18 protein-coding genes are annotated in these 18,326 nt (G+C 66.7%); 9 read left to right on the top strand and 9 right to left on the bottom strand.

Annotated elements, in window-relative coordinates:
* Positions 1-123 precede the first annotated feature (123 nt).
* Together H4O10_RS20330 and H4O10_RS20325 are read right to left on the bottom strand one after the other, a co-directional pair.
* The gene (locus tag H4O10_RS20330; protein ID WP_049404079.1) at positions 124-2,220 is read right to left on the bottom strand and encodes a prolyl oligopeptidase family serine peptidase; all 2,097 of its coding nucleotides are present in this window, start codon (positions 2,218-2,220) and stop codon (positions 124-126) included.
* 69 nt (positions 2,221-2,289) lie between these two features.
* A complete protein-coding gene (locus H4O10_RS20325; protein WP_049404081.1) occupies positions 2,290-2,613 on the bottom strand; it encodes a hypothetical protein in 324 nt (107 codons plus the stop codon).
* Between the two features lie 128 nt (positions 2,614-2,741).
* Here H4O10_RS20325 and H4O10_RS20320 point away from each other — a divergent pair, with 128 nt between their 5' ends.
* Entirely contained in the window at positions 2,742-3,362 is a 621-nt protein-coding gene (locus tag H4O10_RS20320; protein ID WP_049404082.1) for a lipocalin family protein, read from the top strand.
* Between the two features lie 70 nt (positions 3,363-3,432).
* Here the strand turns inward: H4O10_RS20320 and H4O10_RS20315 are convergent, their stop codons facing one another.
* The 3 genes from H4O10_RS20315 to H4O10_RS20305 form a co-directional block, all read right to left on the bottom strand.
* Positions 3,433-4,122 carry a methionine ABC transporter permease gene (locus H4O10_RS20315; RefSeq protein ID WP_005411104.1) on the bottom strand — a complete coding sequence of 230 codons (690 nt, stop codon included), beginning with the start codon at positions 4,120-4,122 and terminating at the stop codon, positions 3,433-3,435.
* Entirely contained in the window at positions 4,119-5,126 is a 1,008-nt protein-coding gene (locus tag H4O10_RS20310) for a methionine ABC transporter ATP-binding protein (protein WP_049454989.1), read from the bottom strand. Before H4O10_RS20310 ends, H4O10_RS20315 begins: the two co-directional genes overlap by 4 nt.
* Positions 5,127-5,282: 156 nt before the next feature.
* Complete coding sequence (locus H4O10_RS20305) at positions 5,283-6,179, bottom strand: DMT family transporter (RefSeq protein WP_005411106.1); 897 nt, start codon at positions 6,177-6,179, stop codon at positions 5,283-5,285.
* 126 nt (positions 6,180-6,305) lie between these two features.
* On the opposite strand from H4O10_RS20305, the gene H4O10_RS20300 reads away from it, so the two are divergent.
* From H4O10_RS20300 to H4O10_RS20290, 3 genes are all read left to right on the top strand, one after another.
* Complete coding sequence (locus H4O10_RS20300; protein ID WP_005411107.1) at positions 6,306-6,788, top strand: YajQ family cyclic di-GMP-binding protein; 483 nt, start codon at positions 6,306-6,308, stop codon at positions 6,786-6,788.
* Positions 6,789-6,889: 101 nt separating this feature from the next.
* Entirely contained in the window at positions 6,890-7,456 is a 567-nt protein-coding gene (locus H4O10_RS20295) for a DUF1415 domain-containing protein (RefSeq protein WP_012481307.1), read from the top strand.
* Positions 7,453-8,256, top strand: a complete 804-nt coding sequence (locus tag H4O10_RS20290; RefSeq protein WP_012481308.1) for an SDR family oxidoreductase — start codon at positions 7,453-7,455, stop codon at positions 8,254-8,256. The genes H4O10_RS20295 and H4O10_RS20290 overlap by 4 nt, the downstream gene beginning before the upstream one ends.
* 102 nt (positions 8,257-8,358) lie before the next feature.
* Here H4O10_RS20290 and H4O10_RS20285 read toward each other — a convergent pair whose 3' ends face one another.
* Positions 8,359-10,389: a M3 family metallopeptidase gene (locus tag H4O10_RS20285; protein WP_049454987.1), complete on the bottom strand. Its 2,031-nt coding sequence runs from the start codon at positions 10,387-10,389 to the stop codon at positions 8,359-8,361.
* A 170-nt stretch (positions 10,390-10,559) separates the two neighbouring features.
* On the opposite strand from H4O10_RS20285, the gene H4O10_RS20280 reads away from it, so the two are divergent.
* Positions 10,560-10,964, top strand: coding sequence for a hypothetical protein (locus H4O10_RS20280; protein ID WP_005411111.1), 405 nt, complete (start codon positions 10,560-10,562; stop codon positions 10,962-10,964).
* 53 nt (positions 10,965-11,017) lie between these two features.
* On the opposite strand, the gene H4O10_RS20275 is transcribed toward H4O10_RS20280, so the two are convergent.
* Positions 11,018-12,130: a PLP-dependent cysteine synthase family protein gene (locus tag H4O10_RS20275; RefSeq protein ID WP_049454985.1), complete on the bottom strand. Its 1,113-nt coding sequence runs from the start codon at positions 12,128-12,130 to the stop codon at positions 11,018-11,020.
* 125 nt (positions 12,131-12,255) lie between these two features.
* Between H4O10_RS20275 and gloA the strand changes: the two genes are divergently transcribed.
* Positions 12,256-12,774 carry a lactoylglutathione lyase gene (gloA, locus tag H4O10_RS20270; protein WP_049404088.1) on the top strand — a complete coding sequence of 173 codons (519 nt, stop codon included), beginning with the start codon at positions 12,256-12,258 and terminating at the stop codon, positions 12,772-12,774.
* Between the two features lie 94 nt (positions 12,775-12,868).
* The gene (locus tag H4O10_RS20265) at positions 12,869-13,297 is read left to right on the top strand and encodes a VOC family protein (protein WP_049454983.1); all 429 of its coding nucleotides are present in this window, start codon (positions 12,869-12,871) and stop codon (positions 13,295-13,297) included.
* A 67-nt stretch (positions 13,298-13,364) separates the two neighbouring features.
* Here H4O10_RS20265 and H4O10_RS20260 read toward each other — a convergent pair whose 3' ends face one another.
* Together H4O10_RS20260 and glmS are read right to left on the bottom strand one after the other, a co-directional pair.
* The gene (locus H4O10_RS20260; protein WP_005411115.1) at positions 13,365-13,796 is read right to left on the bottom strand and encodes a CBS domain-containing protein; all 432 of its coding nucleotides are present in this window, start codon (positions 13,794-13,796) and stop codon (positions 13,365-13,367) included.
* 447 nt (positions 13,797-14,243) lie between these two features.
* Entirely contained in the window at positions 14,244-16,082 is a 1,839-nt protein-coding gene (gene glmS / locus H4O10_RS20255) for a glutamine--fructose-6-phosphate transaminase (isomerizing) (RefSeq protein WP_049454979.1), read from the bottom strand.
* Positions 16,083-16,285: 203 nt separating this feature from the next.
* Here glmS and H4O10_RS20250 point away from each other — a divergent pair, with 203 nt between their 5' ends.
* Positions 16,286-17,563, top strand: coding sequence for an efflux RND transporter periplasmic adaptor subunit (locus tag H4O10_RS20250; RefSeq protein ID WP_049454977.1), 1,278 nt, complete (start codon positions 16,286-16,288; stop codon positions 17,561-17,563).
* Positions 17,564-17,598: 35 nt separating this feature from the next.
* Positions 17,599-18,324 (top strand): ABC transporter ATP-binding protein, encoded by a 726-nt coding sequence (locus H4O10_RS20245; RefSeq protein ID WP_005411118.1) that lies wholly within the window; start codon positions 17,599-17,601, stop codon positions 18,322-18,324.
* Positions 18,325-18,326: the final 2 nt, after the last annotated feature.

The following is an 18,326-nucleotide window of genomic DNA, read 5'->3' as shown; positions in this document are numbered from 1 at the left end:
TGCCGGCCGCTGGCCGGCAACCCGGGAATGCGTGAATGATGCGGTTGCCGGCCAGCGGCCGGCACTACCGGATAAAGAAAAACGCCGCCCCGGGGGGCGGCGTTTTCCGTTCTGCCTATCTGCTTACTTACCGCCCAACCGCTCCCACAGGAAGCTGTAGGCCAGCGCCGACATGTGTGCGGCCTGCGCGTTGTTGGCTGCACCGCCGTGGCCACCTTCGATGTTCTCGTAGTAGGTCACGTCCTTGCCGGCGTCGATCATCTTCGCCGCCATCTTGCGGGCGTGGCCCGGGTGCACGCGGTCATCGCGGGTGGAGGTGGTGAACAGCACCGGCGGGTACTTCTTCTTCGCGTCGAACAGGTGGTACGGCGAGAAGGTCTTGATGAACGCCCAGTCGCTGGTATCCGGGTTGCCGTATTCGGCCATCCACGAGGCGCCGGCCAGCAGATGGCTGTAGCGCTTCATGTCCAGCAGCGGCACCTGCACCACCACCGCACCGAACAGTTCCGGGTACTGGGTCAGCATGTTGCCGGTCAGCAGGCCACCGTTGCTGCCGCCCTGCACGCCCAGGTGACTGGCGCTGGTGATCTTGCGCTTGACCAGATCGCGTGCCACCGCGGCCATGTCTTCATAGGCCTTGTGGCGGTTCTGCTTCAGCGCCGCCTGGTGCCAGCGCGGGCCGTATTCGCCGCCGCCACGGATGTTGGCAACCACGTACACGCCGCCCTTTTCCAGCCAGGCGCGGCCCATGCCACCGGAGTAGCCCGGGGTCAGCGAGATCTCGAAACCACCGTAACCGTACAGCAGGGTCGGGTTGGAACCGTCCAGCTTCATCGCCTTGTCGTGCACCACGAAGTACGGCACGCGGGTGCCGTCCTTGCTGGTGGCGAAGTGCTGCTCGATCACCTTGCCCTTGGCATCGAAGAAGGCCGGCATGGTCTTCAGCGTTTCCGGGGCCTGCCCGATCTCGGCCAGCGCCAGGGTGGTCGGGGTCAGGTAGTCGGTGGCGGTCAGCCACACCGCGTCGCTGTCGTTGCTGTCGACAGCAGCCACGCCCAGCGTGCCGAAGGCCGGCGCGCCGACGAAGCGACTGGTCTGCCAGCCATTGGCGCCCGGGGTCAGCACCGACAGGCGGTTCTTGACGTCGTCCAGCACGTTCAGCACCAGGTGGCTCTTGGTCCAGGTGGCGCTGGCCAGCGAGGTGGTCGCGGTCGGGGTGAACAGCACGTCGAACTCACGCTTGCCGGCCAGGAAGTCATCCAGCCTGGTCGCCAGCAGCGAACCGGACGCATAGGTCTTGCCACCCACGGTCCACGGATCACGCAGCTCCAGGGTCAGCCACTGCTTGTGCAGGCCCTTCTCAGCCGAGTTCGGCGCATCGATCTTGGTCAGCGTGCCATCGTCGCCACGCAGGTAGATCTCGTTGTTGTAGAACGCCAGCGTGCGGCTGACCAGGTTGCGCTCGAAGCCCGGGGTGTCATCGTGCATCGCCGCGATGTACATGTCTTCCGGCTTGCCTTCATACACCACGCTGGCGGAGGCCATCGGCGTACCACGCTTCCACAGCTTGGCCACGCGCGGGTAGCCGGAGGTGGTCATCGAGCCGGCACCGAAGTCGGTGTAGACGAATACGGTGTCGCGATCGATCCAGTTCAGGCCGCCCTTCGACTCCGGACGGAAGAAGCCGTCCTTGATCCAGGTCTTGTTGGCCAGGTCGAACTCGCGGGTCACGTCGGCGTCGGCACCACCGCGCGACAGCGCGATCAGGCAGCGGCTGTAATCCGGGCGCAGGCAGTCGGCGCCGTGCCAGACCCAGTTCTCGCCCTCCGCCTTGTTCAGGGCATCGAGGTCAAGCACGGTCTCCCACTGCGGCGAGGCCTTGCGGTACTCGGCCAGCGTGGTGCGGCGCCACAGGCCACGCTCGTGCTGCTGGTCCTTCCAGAAGTTGTAATAGTAGTCACCGATCTTCTGCACGGCGGGAATCTTGGCATCGGAGTCGAGCACCTCGCGGATGCTGGTCTCCATCTGCTTGAAGGCCAGGGTCTGCGCCAGGCGCGCCTCGGACTTGGCGTTCTGTTCCTTGACCCAGGACAGCGGCTTGTCGCCGGTGACGTCCTCCAGCCAGGCGTAGCGATCGGTGTCTTCAGCAGCCACGGCGGTCCCCACCGAGGCAGCGGTCATCATGCCAGCCAGCAGGCAGGCGGAAGCGAGTCGAGACATTGCAGCTCCAGGCAGTCATAAGCCGTGGAACGCTAGCATGGATCGCTGCAGCCGCCCCCGTGTCGAAGGTCAGGCCGTGGCCGTAGCGCGGCGACGGCGGGGCGTCCCGGCGGTGCGACGATGTGCCTGTCCACCGGTGCGACGGGCCAGCCGCAGCCACGACAGGCGCGGCACAGGGAAGCGCAGCAGCGCCCACCAGGCCACCAGCGGCATGCCCACCAGCCACATCGGCAGCCAGCCCAGCCAGGCGTTGCTGCCGCGCGCGGCTGGCCAGACCAGTACCAGCGCCAGGCCGGCCAGGGCCACCTGCCGCACGCTGCGCAGCAGGCGCGGATCGGCGCGTTCAATGATGACGCGTTCAGTTGCAGGGCGGCGGACGGAACGTGCGTTCATGGGGCTTCTCCGGTGGACAATGCAACACAGCTTGGGCAAGGCCCTTCTCACAGGTTGCGACACCATTGACGGATCGCGCACGCTCAGTCGACCATGCTCAGGCAAAGCCCTTCTGAGCCCGCTCCCGCATGACTTCGATCCGCCCGCTCTGCGCCATGCTGTTGGCCCTGTCCCTGGCGGGCCCCGCCGTGGCCGCCAGTGAGCCGCCATCGCCCCGCGCCAGCACCCCGCGCGCGACCGACCCGGATGCGCCGACCGACCCGGATGCGCCGATCGACCTGAAGCGCTTCATGGGCACCTGGTACGTGATCGGCCGCGTGCCGAACTTCATCGAACGTGGCCATGTGGCCAGCGTCAACGACTACGAACTGCGCGACGAGCACAAGGTCGGCATCACCTACCGCTACCGTGATGGCTTCGGCGAACCGCTGCAGGAAGTGCGTGCCCGCGCCAGCGTCGACCCGGACAGCGGCAACCACGGCTGGCGCACCTGGTTCTACCGCGTCGTGCCTACCCATTCGCGGGTGCTGGAAGTGGCACCGGATTACTCGTGGGCACTGATCGGTTACCCGGGCCGCGAGATGGCCTGGATCTTCTCGCGTACGCCGGACATGGACAAAGCCCTGTACAAGGAGCTGGCCGAGCGCCTGCGTGACGAGTACGGGGTGAACACCGACAAGCTCAAGCGCGTGCCGCAGCACCCGGAGCAGGTCGGGAAGCTGGGTTACGAAGTACCGAACGTGCGTTGACCGCACGTGGGATTGCCGGCCAGCGGCCGGCACTACCCGAACAAGATGCCGGGCGCCGCCCGGCATTCTGTTATCTGCGGCTGTAATGCGCGACCAGGCGGTCGCCGAGCATCTGCAGCAGCTGCACCAGGATCAGCAGCAGGACCACGGTGACCAGCGCCACGTCGGTGTGCGAGCGCTGGTAGCCGTCGCGGAAGGCCAGGTCGCCAAGGCCACCGGAGCCGATCGCACCGCCCATCGCGGTGAAGCCGATCAGCGCGACGGTGGTGACCGTTGCGCCAGCGATCAGGCCCGGGCGCGCTTCCGGCAGCAGCACGCGGGTGACCAGCTGCCAGGTGGTGGCTCCCATCGCCTGGGTCGCTTCGATCACGCCACGGTCCACTTCGCGCAGTGCGGTCTCGACCAGGCGCGCGTAGAACGGCGCGGCACCGATGACCAGCGGCACGATCGCACCGCGTACACCCAGCGACGTCCCCATCAGGAACAGGGTGACCGGGATCAGCACGATCATCAGGATGATGAAGGGCACTGAACGTAGCAGGTTCACCACCAGCGCCAGCACGCCGTACGCAAATGGCCGGCGCTTCATCTGCGGTGCACCGAACAGGTACAGCAGCACGCCCAGGGGCAGGCCGATGGCCAGGGTCAGCGGCAGCGAACCGAGCAGCATCAGCAGGGTGTCGATGGTGGCCTGGCCGATGTCGGCCCACTTGCCCGCGTCCAGGTGGCGGAAGAATCCGCCGGCAGTAGCGATGATCATCGACGCAGCTCCTCAACATGCACGCCGGCGGCCACGAATGCGGCCTGCGCGGCGGACTGGTCGCCGCCCACCAGGGCGACCACCAGCTGGCCATACGGGGTGTCCTTGATCCGGTCGATGCGACCGGACAGGATGTTGTAGTCGACCCCGGTCTCGCGCGCGACGCGGCCGAGCAGGGGTTCATAGGTGTCGCCACCGAGGAAGGTCAGGCGCACGATACGGCCACCGACGGCATCGAAATCGCGGTGCAGCGTGCCCTCGTCCACATGCTCCGATTCGCTGACGAAACGGCGCGTGGTCGGGTGCTGCGGGTGCAGGAACACCCGGGTGACCGGACCGGTTTCGACCATCTGGCCGGCATCGAGCACCGCAACGCGGTCGCAGACACGGCGGATCACGTCCATCTCATGGGTGATCAGCACGATGGTCAGGCCCAGCTCGCGATTGATCTTCGACAGCAGCGACAGCACCGAAGCGGTGGTCTGCGGATCGAGCGCACTGGTGGCCTCGTCGCACAGCAGGATCTGCGGACGGGTCGCCAGCGCGCGGGCGATGCCGACGCGCTGTTTCTGGCCACCGGACAGCTGCGCCGGATACTTCTGCGCATGCGCTTCGAGGCCCACGGTCTGCAGCAGCTCGGCCACGCGCGCCTCGATCTCCGTCTTCGGCGTGCCGGCCAGTTCCAGCGGGAAGGCGACATTGCCGGCCACCGTGCGCGAGGACAGCAGGTTGAAGTGCTGGAAGATCATGCCAATGCGCCGGCGCAGCGCGCGCAGGCCGTCCGCGTCCAGCGCGGTGACATCCTCACCGCCGATCAGCAGCCGGCCACCACTGGGTTCTTCCAGGCGGTTGATCATGCGGATCAGTGTCGACTTGCCGGCGCCGGAATGACCGATGATGCCGAACACCTCACCGGCCTCGATGGTCAGGTCCAACGGTTGCAGCGCGCTGACTTCGCGGCCGGCAACGGCATAGGATTTGTGCAGGCGCTGGAACTCGATCACGGGCGTGGCTCACCGGCTGGGTGACGGAAGGGGGCGTGCAGCCTACCAGCGCAGGCGGTCGCGCGCCCGCGCCATGGCCCAGAATGTTATTCCTTTTGGTTCTAAGCCGCCCGCGCCGACGTGTTGGCTGGGGCCAGAGCCCCTGGCCCAACCGGCTCAGGGATGATCCAGCGGCTTCGGCGGTTCCTGCCGGTTTACCCGCTCGCGATGCAGCAGGTACAGCCCCGAGGCGACGATGATCGCCGCGCCCACCCACGTATAGCCGTCCGGCAGCTGGCCCCAGAAGGCAAGATCCCAGCCGATCACCCAGACCAGGCCGCTGTACTCCAGCGGCGCGATCATCGAGGCCTCGCCCAGCTGGAAGGCCTTGGTCAGGGCAATCTGGCCCAGCGCCCCGGCCAGGCCCATGCCAGCAATCAAAGGCGCGTGTGCCAGCTGCAGCGGTACCCAGCCGGGAATGGCGAGCAGGCCGGCGCCGATGGCCATGATCACCAGGAACCAGACCACCATCGACTGCGAGGTATCGGTGCGGGTCAGCAGGCTGACCGTGATCGCCGCCACGGCATAGGCCGTTGCCGCCGCCAGCACCATCAGGCCGGGCACCGAAATGAAGCCATCCACGCCCGGCCGCAGCACCACCAGCACGCCCACCAGGCCAATGCCGATGGCGACCCAGCGCCGCGGCCCGACCCGCTCGCCCAGCAACGGCACCGACAGCGCGGCGATCAGCAGCGGGGCAACGAAGTAGATGGTGTAGGCGGTGGACAGCGGCAGGTCGCGCAGGGCGAACACGAAGCAGCCGATCATCGCCATGCCCAACGCGCCGCGCAGCAGGTGCAGGCCCCAGCGCCGCGGCACCAGCGAACGTGGGCCGGCACTGACCAGCACCCACACCAGCACGAACGGCAACGAGGCCGCACCACGCAGGAAAGTCACTTCCAGGGTGGGATAGCTGGCCGACAGCTGCTTCATGCCAGCGTCCATCAGCGAGAAACAGGCGACCGCAGCGACCATCCAGGCCACCGCACGCGAAGGGGAGCGTTGCACGTTCATGGCCCATTATCGCCGACCGCACCGGATTGTAGGGCGGCCGCCGAGCATGGGCTGGGCTCCACAGAAAGCGGGCACGCGGGCCGGCACGATAGAATGATCGCCACTGAAACCTGCGGAGCACCGCCCATGCCTTCCTTCGACGTCGTGTCCGAAGTCGACACCCACGAGCTGACCAACGCCATCGACCAGGCCAACCGCGAACTGGCCACCCGCTTCGACTTCAAGGGCGTGGACGCAAAGTTCGAGCGCGACGGCGATGTCATCAATCAGTTCGCGCCGACCGAATTCCAGCTCAAGCAGATGAACGACATCCTGCGTGCTCGCCTGGCCGCGCGCGGCATCGACGTGCTCAGCCTGGAGTTCGGCGACATCGAGACCAACCTGGCCCAGGCCCGGCAGAAGATCACCGTCAAGCAGGGCATCGAGCAGAAGATCGCCAAGAAGATCGCGGCGGCCCTGAAGGACGCCAAGCTGAAGGTGGAAAGCCAGATCAACGGCGACAAGCTGCGCGTGCAGGGCAAGAAGCGCGATGACCTGCAGGACGCCATCGCCGTGCTCAAGGCCGGCAAGTTCGAGCTGCCGCTGCAGTTCAACAATTTCCGCGACTGAGCCACCTGCCGGGAATCCCCCGGCGCTGCCAGCCGCAGGTACGACGGCGCGTTGCCAGCGACGCGCCTACAATGTCGGCCCCGCCAGCCGACGTGCCCGCCATGACCGATTCCGACCTGCCCATCGATGACCCGATCGCCGCGACCCGCCTGTGGCTGGAGCGCATCGTCATCGGCCTGAACCTGTGCCCGTTCGCCAAGGCGGTATACGTGAAGGACCAGGTCCGCATCGTGCTCAGCGATGCGACCACGACAGAAGCGCTGGTTGAACAGCTGGCCGAGGAGCTGGTGCTGCTGCGCGACACGCCGGCCGAGCAGATCGACACGACGCTGATCGTGCACCCGCAGGTGCTGACCGATTTCCTCGACTACAACGACTTCCTCGACAACGCCGATGCGGCGATCGAGGCACTGGACCTGCAGGGGATCCTGCAGGTGGCCAGCTTCCATCCGGATTACCAGTTCGAGGGCGTGGCCGCCGACGACGCCAGCAACTACACCAACCGCGCGCCCTTCCCCACCCTGCACCTGCTGCGCGAAGACAGCGTGGCGCGTGCGGTGGATGTGTATCCGGACCCGGACGTGATTGTCGAGCGCAACATCCAGACCCTGGACCGCATCGGCGTGGACGGCTGGCATCGTCGCCTGCGCGGCGAAGACCTGACGTGAGCACGGTGCCGCCGATTGCCGCATGGCCGGCCGCGCCACTGTCGGGCAAGGTGGTGCTGGTCACCGGCGGCGCCAACGGCATCGGTCGCGGTATTGCCCAGGCCGTGCTCGGTGCCGGCGGTCGCGTGCTGATCGGCGACCTGGACAGGGAGGCCGGCCAGGCCTGCCTGGACGAATGGCAGCGCGGTGAGGATGCCGCGTTCCAGCGTTTGGACATCACCGACGAAGCCAGCGTGCGCGACTTCATCGCCGAGGCGCTGCAGCGTTTCGGACACATCGACGGGCTGGTCAACAATGCCGGCATCGCCGGGCCGCACGGCACGCGGCTGCAGGACATGGACTGGCACGAATGGCAACGCCGGCTGTCGTCGCTGCATGGCGCCTTCCTGTGCAGCAAGCACGCGCTGCCGGCGCTGACGGACAGTGCTGCGGGCGCGATCATCAACATCGCCTCCACCCGCGCCTGGCAATCCGAAGCGCACAGCGAGGCCTATGCGGCGGCCAAGGGTGGCCTGGTGGCCTTCACCCATGCGCTGGCGATCAGCGCCGGCCCGGCGGTGCGGGTGAACAGCATCAGCCCCGGCTGGGTCGGTACCACTGCGTGGCAGGCACCCTCACGGCGCCATGAACCAGAGTACTCGGCCATCGACCACGCACAGCATCCGGTCGGCCGGGTCGGCCGCCCTGAAGATATCGGTGCACTGGCGGTGTACCTGCTGTCGTCGCTGTCCGGTTTCAGCACCGGCCAGGACTTCATCGTCGACGGCGGCATGACCCGGAAGATGATCTACGCCGAATGACCGGTCTTCGGTGGTGCCGGCCGCTGGCCGGCATTCCGGTGGATCCACGCAATGCGTGGATGGCGGTGAAGTGCCAACCAGGGTTGGCACCTACCAAACACCTTACGCCATGCCCGAGTGGCGCAGCAGCGCGTCGATCTGCGGCGCGCGCCCACGGAAGGCCTTGAAGTTCTCCGCCGCCGGGCGGCTGCCACCGCGCGACAGGATCTCATCGCGGAAGCGTGCACCGGTCTCGGCCAGTGCCTGCGGCGCTTCCTCGAACGCCGCATAGGCGTCGGCACTGAGCACTTCGGCCCACTTGTAGCTGTAGTAGCCGGCGGCGTAACCGCCCGCGAAGATGTGGCTGAACTGGTGCGGGAAGCGGTTCCAGGCCGGCGGATGGTTTACCGCCACCTCCGCACGCACGCGATCGAGCAGCGCCAGCACGCTGTCCTGCGCCGGTTCGAACTGGCTGTGCAACAGCATGTCGAACAGGCCGAACTCAAGCTGGCGCACCGTGGCCATGCCGCTGTGGAAGTTGCGCGCGGCCAGCATGCGCTCGTACAGCCCGCGCGGCAGCGGTTCGCCCGTGTCCACGTGCGCGGTCATGGCCTGCAGGTGCTCCCACTCCCAGCAGAAGTTCTCCATGAACTGGCTGGGCAGTTCCACTGCATCCCATTCCACGCCATTGATGCCGGCCACGCCCAGCTCACCAATGCGGGTCAGCAGCTGGTGCAGGCCATGGCCCATCTCATGGAACAGCGTGGTCACTTCGTTGTGGCTGAAGGTCGCCGGCTTGCCATTGGCACCGCGGCCGAAGTTGCACACCAGGTAGACCAGCGGCGTCTGTACGCTGCCGTCCGCGCGCACGCGACGGTTGCGGCAATCGTCCATCCACGCGCCACCACGCTTGCCCTCGCGCGCATACAGGTCCAGATAGAACTGGCCGACCAGCGCGCCCTGCGCATCGACCAGACGGAAGAAGCGCACGTCGTCATGCCACACCGGTGCGCTGTCCTCCTGCACGCGCAGGCCGTACAGCTGCTCGATCACCGAGAACAGGCCGCCCAGCACCTTCGGTTCGGTGAAGTACTGCTTCACCTCCTGTTCGGAATAGCTGTAACGGGCCTGCTTCAGGCGGTCGGCGGCGAACGCCAGGTCCCAGGCCTGCAGGCTGTCGATGCCCAGCTGCTCGCGTGCGAACTGCTCCAGGTCGGCGCGGTCCCTGGCCGCGAACGGCTTGGCGCGCGCGGCCAGGTCACGCAGGAAACCCAGCACTTCGGCCGGGTCCTGCGCCATCTTGGTCGCTACCGAATAATCGCCATACGAATCGAAGCCGAGCAGCGCGGCCAGTTCAGCGCGCAGGGCGAGGATCCGATCGATGTTGCCGCTGTTGTCCAGCGACTCATCGCCGAATTCGGACGCACGCTGTGCGCTGGCGCGGTACAGGATCTCGCGCAGGTCGCGGTCCTCGCCCCAGGTCTGCACCGGCAGGTAGCACGGCATCTGCAGGGTCAGTTTCCAGCCGGCCTTGCCGTCCTTCTGTGCTGCGGCACGCGCGGCGGCCTTCACGTCTTCCGGCAGGCCCTTCAGCCGCGCTTCGTCCTCGATGATCAGCGACCAGGCGTCGGTAGCGTCGAGCACGTTCTGCGAGAACTTCGCCGACAGCGCCGACAGTTCTTCCTTGATCGCCGCGAAGCGCTGCTGCGCCTCCGGCGCCAGCTCGGCACCACCGAGGCGGAAATCGCGCAGGGTGTTGTCCAGCACCTTGCGCTGGGCCGCGTCGAAGCGCGCCGCCTCGGCACTGGCGGCCAGCGTCTGGTACTGCCGGTACAACGCCAGGTTCTGGCCCAGCGCGCTGGCGAAGCGGGTCACCCGCGGCAGGTTGCTGTTGTAGGCCTCACGCAGTTCCGGGGTGTTGACCACGCCCTGCAGGTGGCCGACCAGACCCCAGGCGCGCCACAGGCGCTCGGTGGCGTCATCCAGCGGGGCAACGAAGGTCTGCCAGGTGACCGGCTGCACCTGCTCGGCGGCGCTGACGGCGGCTTCGGCCTCGGCCAGCAGCACGTCCAGCGCCGGCGCCACGTGCTCGGGGCGGATGGCCTCGAAGCGCGGCAGGCCGGAAAAATCGAGCAGGGGGTTGGCAACGGTCACGGCAGATCTCCAGGGTACGGGCCCGGCAGGCGGGCAGCATGCAGGATATGGCGCTGGCAGGCGGGGCTGACAAGGGGGCACGGCCCGGCATTCACGTCGGCCTTACGGTCGCGCACCGAAGCTCTGGCTGCGGGGGAGTCCGCAGCGGTACGCACCGAACGAGGCCCTACATGGAAGGTCTGGCTGCAGTTGCATCCGCCTCACCGGCCCGGTCACTGGCATTGTCCGCCAGCCCGGCCGAACTGACCTGGATCGCCGCATTGTGCGATGCCGGCGATGACGCCCCGCGCCATCTGCAGCAGTTGCAGGCAGTGCTGCAGCAGGGCGGCACGTTCAACGATGCGCAGGAGTGGTACCCGTTCGAGGTGATCGAACGCGGCGCCAGCCAGCTGCGGCTGGGCCATGAGCGCGAGTTCGTGATCTGCGTGCTGCTGTGGCTGCAGGCGCTGGCCCAGGGCCGAGCGAGCATCCTGGACCCGAGCCTGCATCTGGATGATCGCGCGATGGACATCGAGGCCTTGCCCGATGCACTGCGCGACGCGGTGCTGGACGCGTTCACTGCAGCGGGATATTGAGCCGCCCCGGCGACCGGGTAGAGTCGACGCACAGCCGGCCGTACGTTGCCGCGTTACAACGCTTCCAGGCTGCACCACGGCAATTCGGGCAGTCCCTGCCCGGCCACCGCCGCCGCCAGTTGCGCATCGGCGCCGTCGACGTCGATGCCCTGGCGCGCATACCACGACGGGTCGTAGTAGCTCTGTGCGTAGCGCTCGCCGCTGTCGCACAGGATGCTGACGATGCTGCCCTGATGGCCCACCTCGCGCATCCACTGCGCCGCCTGCAGCACACCGATGAAGTTGGTGCCGGTGGAGCCACCGACACGGCGGCCCAGCTGGCGGCTGACATGGCGCATCGCGGCAAGGCTCAGCGCATCGGGCACCTTCACCATCGCATCGACACTGGTCGGGATGAAGCTCGCCTCTACCCGCGGCCGGCCGATGCCTTCCACGCGCGAGCCACCGCTGCAGGTCAGGCCGCGCCAGTCCTGCTCACCGGCCACGGCGGCTTTGTAGCCATCGAAGAACACCGACACTTCCGGGTCCGCACAGAGGATGCGGGTGTCATGCCGGCGATAGCTGACATAGCGCCCCAGCGTCGCTGCGGTACCGCCGGTACCGGGGCTGCACACGATCCATTCCGGAACCGGGCTGGGCTCCTCGGCCATCTGCTTGAAGATGGACTCGGCGATGTTGTTGTTGGCACGCCAGTCGGTGGCGCGCTCGGCATAGGTGAACTGGTCCATGAAGTGGCCGCCGGTTTCACGGGCCAGCTTTTCCGAATCACAGTTGAGGTCGCAGGCACGTTCGACCAGGTGGCAACGGCCGCCGTGGAACTCGATCGCGGCGATCTTTTCAGGCGAGGTGGAGGCCGGGATCACCGCAATGAACGGCAGGCCGAGCAGCCGCGCGAAATAGGCTTCGGACACGGCGGTCGAGCCGCTGGAGGCCTCGATCACCGGACGCCCTTCACGCAACCAGCCATTGGCCAGCGCATACAGGAACAGCGAGCGCGCCAGCCGGTGCTTCAGGCTGCCGGTGGGATGGCTCGACTCATCCTTCAGGTACAGGTCGATGCCCTCGAACCCTGGCAGCGCCAGCGGGATCAGGTGGGTATCGGCGGAACGGTTGAAATCAGCTTCGATCTTGCGGATGGCGGCAGCCACCCATTCACGCTGCGACATGGCGGGCAATCGTTGTCAGGACGGAACGGTGCGATCCGGCCATTGTACGTCGCAGTGCCGTCAGGTGCTGGCCGGTAGAATGGCGCCATCCGGCCGGCAACGGCCCTGTCTGAAGGACCTCCCCCATGACCATTCCCGCCCTGCGCGATGTTCCCGGCGTCGCCGCCCAGGCCCCGGCCGAAACCACCGGCTTCGTGTTCAACCACACCATGCTGCGCGTGAAGGACATTGCCGCTTCGCTGGACTTCTACACCCGCGTGCTCGGCTACCAGCTGATCGACAAGCGCGACTTCCCCGAGGCCCAGTTCAGCCTGTACTTCCTGGCCTACGTGCCCGCTGGCGCCACGGTGCCGGAAGATGACAAGGCCCGCCGCCTGTGGATGGCCGGGCTGCCGGGCGTGCTGGAACTGACCCACAACCACGGCACCGAAACCCAGGACGGCGCGGTCTACCACGACGGCAACAGTGACCCGCGCGGCTTCGGCCACATCTGCGTGTCGGTGCCGGACATCGAGGCCGCCTGCCAGCGCTTCGAGGATCTGGGCGTGACCTTCCAGAAGCGCCTGACCGACGGCCGCATGAAGAACCTGGCTTTCATCAAGGACCCGGACGGCTACTGGGTCGAGATCATCGCCAACGTCTGACCCGAAAAGGGGACGGAGGGGATTAAGTCGTTTCTGGCATTATTGGGCTGGAAGCGACTTAATCCCCTCCGTCCCCTTTTTCTGCGAGGTTCGTATGGAAACGATGGAACTGCACCGCGGCCGCCTGATCGACCACATCCAGCTGGTAGTGCGCGACCTGGCGGCCAGCCGCCGCTTCTACCAGGCGGTGTTCGATACTATCGGCATCCCGATCGCCGGTGAAGGCGATGACTACTTCTGGGCCGATGAGCTGTTCATTTCCAGCGCCAGCAGCACGGCCGCCACCGGCCAGCTGACCGGCCGCCACCATCTGGCCTTCCAGGCCCGCGACAGCGCCACCGTCGATGCCTTCCATACCGCCGCGATCGCCGCCGGCGGCACCGACAACGGCGCGCCCGGTGAACGCCCTTACCACCCGGGCTACTACGGTGCGTTCGTGCTCGACCCGGATGGCAACAACATCGAAGTGGTCTACCACGGCCCAGCCAACTACAGCGCCGACTCGGTGAAGGTCACTTTCTGATTTCACCGATGCCGTGAACGAAGAAGCCGGGCAATGCCCGGCTTCTCTGCTTCCAGCGCTGCAGCCCTCAGTGGGCGGCCATGTAGATGTCCTGCAGCACGGCCTTTTCCAGCTCCAGCTCGCCCAGCAGGTTCTTCACGATGTCGCCCAGGCTGAGGATGCCGACCAGACGAGTGCCTTCGGTGACCATCAGATGACGGCGCCGCGAGTACGTCATCAGCGACATGGCCTGCTTCAGGGTGGCCTCCGGGGCGATGCCCTCCAGGCCGGTGGACGGCAGGCTGGAAATCACCCGGCGGCCGGCCTGCGGGCCGTCGTCGGCCAGGGTACGCACGATGTCCTTCTCGGAAATGATGCCGACCGGGGCATCGTCCTTCATCACCACCAGCGCAGCGATCCTGTTCGCGCTCATCTTGTGGGCGGCGGCACCGATGGTGTCTTCGGCATCGATGGTGATGACAGCTTCTTTCTTGGATTGCAGGAGTTCGCGGACGTTCATTCTTGTTTCCTGGTGCAGGTCACTGAAGTCAAAAAGTGTGCTCTTCCGATACGCCCCCTCCCCGGGAACAGACCTTTCAGCGCACGTCTGGCGCACTCGGCTGCCGCTTGGAATGGATCGGCAGACGACGTGCTGCAACGCGAACGAGGTGGGTTCAACCGCTCAACCCGGACCTCGGTCAAATCGATTCTACGACTGCGACCATCGGTCACTACCGGCATCGATAGGACAGTTCGTCGTGGGAACCAACCGACGATCCAGAGAATGGCACCGCGGCTGAAACCGCCGCTGAATACACGCGATGCCACGCGTTAAAGATTGATTGCCTGCTGCCGACGGTGGACAGAACACCCTGTCGCTGTCCCACTTGCCGCTGCCACCGGCACAAACGAAAGGGGGCCCACACGGCCCCCCTTCGCTTGCAACCTCCAACCGAGCTGACGGGTGTTACTCCACCGTCACGCTCTTGGCCAGGTTGCGCGGCTTGTCCACGTCGGTGCCGCGCGCCAGCGCGGTGTGGTAGGCCAGCAACTGCACCGGAATGGTGTGCACGATCGGGCTGAGCACGCCGGCATGACGCGGCGTACGGATCACGTGCACGCCTTCGGACTCGTTGAAGTTGCTGTCCTGGTCGGCGAACACGAACAGTTCACCGCCACGCGCGCGCACTTCCTGCATGTTCGACTTCACCTTCTCCAGCAGGCTGTCGTTCGGCGCGATCACCACCACCGGCATGTCCTCGTCCACCAGCGCCAGCGGGCCATGCTTCAGCTCGCCTGCCGGGTAGGCCTCGGCGTGGATGTAGGAGATTTCCTTGAGCTTGAGCGCGCCTTCCAGCGCGATCGGGTAATGCAGGCCACGGCCCAGGAACAGCGCGCTGCTCTTGCGTGCGAAACGCTCGGCCCACGCAGCGATCTGCGGCTCCATGTTCAATGCGTGCTGCACGCTGCCCGGCAGGAAGCGCAGCTGCTCGAGGTAGTCCGCTTCCTGCGCCGCGTCGATGCGGCCGTGCAGCTTGCCCAGCACCACGGTCAGCTGGAACAGTGCCGCCAGCTGGGTGGTGAAGGCCTTGGTCGAGGCCACGCCGATCTCGGCGCCGGCACGGGTATAGCACACCAGTTCGCTGGCGCGCGGAATCGCACTTTCCGGCACGTTGCAGATCGACAGCGTGTGCTTGTGGCCCAGCGACTTGGCGTACTTCAGCGCTTCTAACGTATCCAGCGTTTCGCCGGACTGGGAAATGGTCACGATCAGATGCTTCGGGTTCGCGTAGGCCGCGCGATAGCGGTACTCGCTGGCGATCTCCACGCTGCACGGAAGGCCGGCGATGGCTTCGATCCAGTAGCGCGCGGTCAGGCCGGCGTAGTAGCTGGTGCCGCAGGCGATGATCTGCACACCCTCGATGCCCGACAGCACCGCTTCGGCGTTCTTGCCGAACAGCCCGGCCGGGAAACCACCGGCGTCGATCGCCGCCTCGATGGTGTCGCCCAGCGCGCGCGGCTGCTCGTGGATCTCCTTCTGCATGAAGTGGCGGTACGGGCCCAGCTCCAGCGATGCCAGCGACACATCGGACAGATGCACGTCGCGCTCGATCGGCCGGTCGTGCTCGTCGAAGATGCGCACGCCATCGCGACGGATCTCGGCGGTATCGCCCTCTTCCAGGAAAATGACCTTGCGGGTGGCCGAGATCACCGCCGAGACGTCGGAGGCAACGAAGTTCTCGCCCTCGCCCAGGCCGATCAGCAGCGGGCAGCCCATGCGCGCGCAGACGAAGCGCTCCGGCTCGGCGCGGCTGACCACGGCCAGCGCGTAGGCGCCGGTCAGTTCCTTCACCGTGTGCTGCAGCGCCACCAGCAGGTCGTCGCCATCCTTCAGGTGGTGGTGGATCAGGTGTGCGATGACTTCGGTATCGGTCTGCGACTCGAAGGTGTAGCCCAGCGCGCGCAACTTCTCGCGCTGCTCTTCGTGGTTCTCGATGATGCCGTTGTGCACCAGCGCCACGCCATGGCTGATGTGCGGATGCGCGTTGGCCTCGGTGACGCCCCCATGGGTGGCCCAGCGGGTGTGGCCGATGCCCAGCACCGCGTTGAAGCCCTCGGCCTCGGCCGCCGTGGCCATTTCCGACACACGACCGGTACGACGCACGCGACGTACATCGCGGCGCTCGCCCTGGTCGATCACCGCGATGCCGGAGGAATCGTAACCACGGTACTCCAGCCGCTTCAGGCCTTCGATCAGCACCGGCACTACGTCGCGATCAGCGATCGCACCCACGATTCCACACATGTCACGCGTTTCCTTGAAGACGATCGTCGCATTCTAGCCTGCGTGCCCGCGCTCCCCCTCCTGTCCGCTTAATGAAAGTGTCCGGAAAGGTGTCCGCGGACACCCGGACACTTCACATCACACCCCAACTCATTGACCCATAAGGAATTAAAGCTGGCACGCTACGTGCTTGGTACTGGCTACCACCGTCAGGCACGCACCCGATGATCCGCGACACTTCCGCCCAGGACCAGATCGTTTCCTCCACTCCGGCCAGCGCTCCGCGCGCCAACTGGCTCCGTTACCGTTGGCCGGCGCTGGGCACGCTCGCCCTGCTCGCCGGCATCGGCTGGGCCGTGCACGCCTGGTCCAACGCCAGCCGTTCCTTCGACAGCAGCCGCGTGCGCATCGCCGAAGTGAAGCGGGGCGACCTGGTCCGTGACATCGCCGCCGACGGCCGCGTGATCGCCGCCAACAGCCCGGTCCTGTATGCCATCTCTGCGGGCACCGTGGACCTGAAGGTGGTCGCCGGTGACGTGGTGAAGAAGGGGCAGGAGCTGGCGGTCATCGACAGCCCCGAACTGCGCAGCAAGCTGGCCCAGGAACAGGCCACCCTGGCCGGCCTGGAGGCCGAGGCCAGCCGTGCCGCGCTGGACGCCACCCTGGCCCGCGCCAAGTCGCGCAAGGAAACCGACCAGGCCACCATCGAACGGCAGGCCGCCGACCGCGACCTGCAGCGCTACCAGCGCGGCTACGACGGCGGGGCGGTGCCGCAGATCGACCTGGCCAAGGCCAAGGACTCGCTGAAGAAAGCCGACATCACCCTGGCCAACGCCACCACCGATGCCCGCCTGCAGAGCCAGGGCGCGGACCTGGATGCCCGCAACAAGCGCCTGCTGGCCGATCGCCAGAAGGCGGTGGTGGCCGAAGTACAGCGCCAGGTCGATGCGCTGACGCTGCGTGCCCCGTTCGATGGCCAGGTCGGCCAGGTGCAGGCGGTGCAGTCCACCAACCTGGCCGCCAATGCCCCGGTGCTGGGCGTGGTCGACCTGTCCAAGTTCGAAGTCGAGATCAAGGTGCCGGAGAGCTTCGCCCGCGACCTGGCGATCGGCATGCCCGCACAGCTGACCGGCGGCAACGGCCAGCCCTTCCCGGGCGAGATCAGCGCGGTGTCGCCGGAAGTGGTCAACGGTGAGGTCAACGCGCGCGTGCGCTTTGCCAGCGCGCAGCCGGAAGGCCTGCGCCAGAGCCAACGGATGTCGGTGCGCGTGCTGCTCGATACCCGCAAGAACGTGCTGAAGGTCGAGCGTGGCCCGTTCGTCGAACAGGGCAACGGCATGGCCTACGTGATGGATGGCCGCACCGCCGTGCGCCGTCCGGTGGAACTGGGCGTCAGCAGCCTGGGCGAAGTGGAAATCAAGTCGGGTGTGCAGCCGGGCGACCGCATCGTGGTCTCCGGCAGCGACCTGTTCAAGGACGCCGAACGCGTCTCCGTCAACTGATACCTGATACCTGAATCCTGGAGAGAGGACACCCCATGTACATGCTCGAAATGCGTTCGGTTGCCAAGGTCTTCCGCACCGAACAGGTGGAAACCCACGCACTGCGCTCGCTGGAACTGCAGGTCAAGGAAGGTGAGTTCGTCGCGGTCACCGGCCCGTCCGGCTCCGGCAAGACCACCTTCCTCAACATCGCCGGCCTGCTGGAAACCTTCACCAGCGGTACCTACATGCTGGACGGCCAGGACGTGAGCACGCTGGGCGACGACGCCCGCAGCCGCCTGCGCAACCAGAAGATCGGCTTCATCTTCCAGGGCTTCAACCTGATCCCCGACCTGAACCTGTTCGACAACGTCGACGTTCCGCTGCGCTATCGCAGGATGAGCGCCAACGAGCGCCGCGAACGCATCGAGAAGGCACTGACCCAGGTCGGCCTGGGCTCGCGCATGAAGCACTATCCGAATGAACTGTCGGGTGGCCAGCAGCAGCGCGCGGCCATCGCGCGTGCGCTGGCCGGCAGCCCGCGCCTGCTGCTGGCCGACGAACCGACCGGCAATCTGGATACGCAGATGGCCCGGGGCGTGATGGAGCTGCTGGAGGAGATCAACGCCGCCGGCACCACCATCGTGATGGTCACCCACGACCCGGAACTGGCTGCGCGTGCGCAGCGCAACGTGCACATCGTCGATGGCCAGGTGACCGACCTGGTGCGCGAGCCGGTGCTGGCCACGCCGTTGCGCCACATCGTCGCCGTCAACGAGTGAGG

This window comes from Stenotrophomonas sp. I18B00994 (assembly GCF_014145825.1).
In the GTDB taxonomy this organism is placed as follows: domain Bacteria; phylum Pseudomonadota; class Gammaproteobacteria; order Xanthomonadales; family Xanthomonadaceae; genus Stenotrophomonas; species Stenotrophomonas maltophilia.
Note: the sequence above shows the minus strand (reverse complement) of the source record. Positions and strands in the feature narration are given on the sequence as shown.

Bases quoted from the DNA above. Each gene is read 5' to 3' on its own strand.
- H4O10_RS20330 (WP_049404079.1), bottom strand. From the start codon at position 2,220: ATGTCTCGACTCGCTTCCGCCTGCCTGCTGGCTGGCATGATGACCGCT.
- H4O10_RS20325 (WP_049404081.1), bottom strand. From the start codon at position 2,613: ATGAACGCACGTTCCGTCCGCCGCCCTGCAACTGAACGCGTCATCATT.
- H4O10_RS20320 (WP_049404082.1), top strand. From the start codon at position 2,742: ATGACTTCGATCCGCCCGCTCTGCGCCATGCTGTTGGCCCTGTCCCTG.
- H4O10_RS20315 (WP_005411104.1), bottom strand. From the start codon at position 4,122: ATGATCATCGCTACTGCCGGCGGATTCTTCCGCCACCTGGACGCGGGC.
- H4O10_RS20305 (WP_005411106.1), bottom strand. From the start codon at position 6,179: ATGAACGTGCAACGCTCCCCTTCGCGTGCGGTGGCCTGGATGGTCGCT.
- H4O10_RS20300 (WP_005411107.1), top strand. From the start codon at position 6,306: ATGCCTTCCTTCGACGTCGTGTCCGAAGTCGACACCCACGAGCTGACC.
- H4O10_RS20295 (WP_012481307.1), top strand. From the start codon at position 6,890: ATGACCGATTCCGACCTGCCCATCGATGACCCGATCGCCGCGACCCGC.
- H4O10_RS20280 (WP_005411111.1), top strand. From the start codon at position 10,560: ATGGAAGGTCTGGCTGCAGTTGCATCCGCCTCACCGGCCCGGTCACTG.
- H4O10_RS20275 (WP_049454985.1), bottom strand. From the start codon at position 12,130: ATGTCGCAGCGTGAATGGGTGGCTGCCGCCATCCGCAAGATCGAAGCT.
- gloA (WP_049404088.1), top strand. From the start codon at position 12,256: ATGACCATTCCCGCCCTGCGCGATGTTCCCGGCGTCGCCGCCCAGGCC.
- H4O10_RS20265 (WP_049454983.1), top strand. From the start codon at position 12,869: ATGGAAACGATGGAACTGCACCGCGGCCGCCTGATCGACCACATCCAG.
- H4O10_RS20260 (WP_005411115.1), bottom strand. From the start codon at position 13,796: ATGAACGTCCGCGAACTCCTGCAATCCAAGAAAGAAGCTGTCATCACC.
- glmS (WP_049454979.1), bottom strand. From the start codon at position 16,082: ATGTGTGGAATCGTGGGTGCGATCGCTGATCGCGACGTAGTGCCGGTG.
- H4O10_RS20250 (WP_049454977.1), top strand. From the start codon at position 16,286: ATGATCCGCGACACTTCCGCCCAGGACCAGATCGTTTCCTCCACTCCG.
- H4O10_RS20245 (WP_005411118.1), top strand. From the start codon at position 17,599: ATGTACATGCTCGAAATGCGTTCGGTTGCCAAGGTCTTCCGCACCGAA.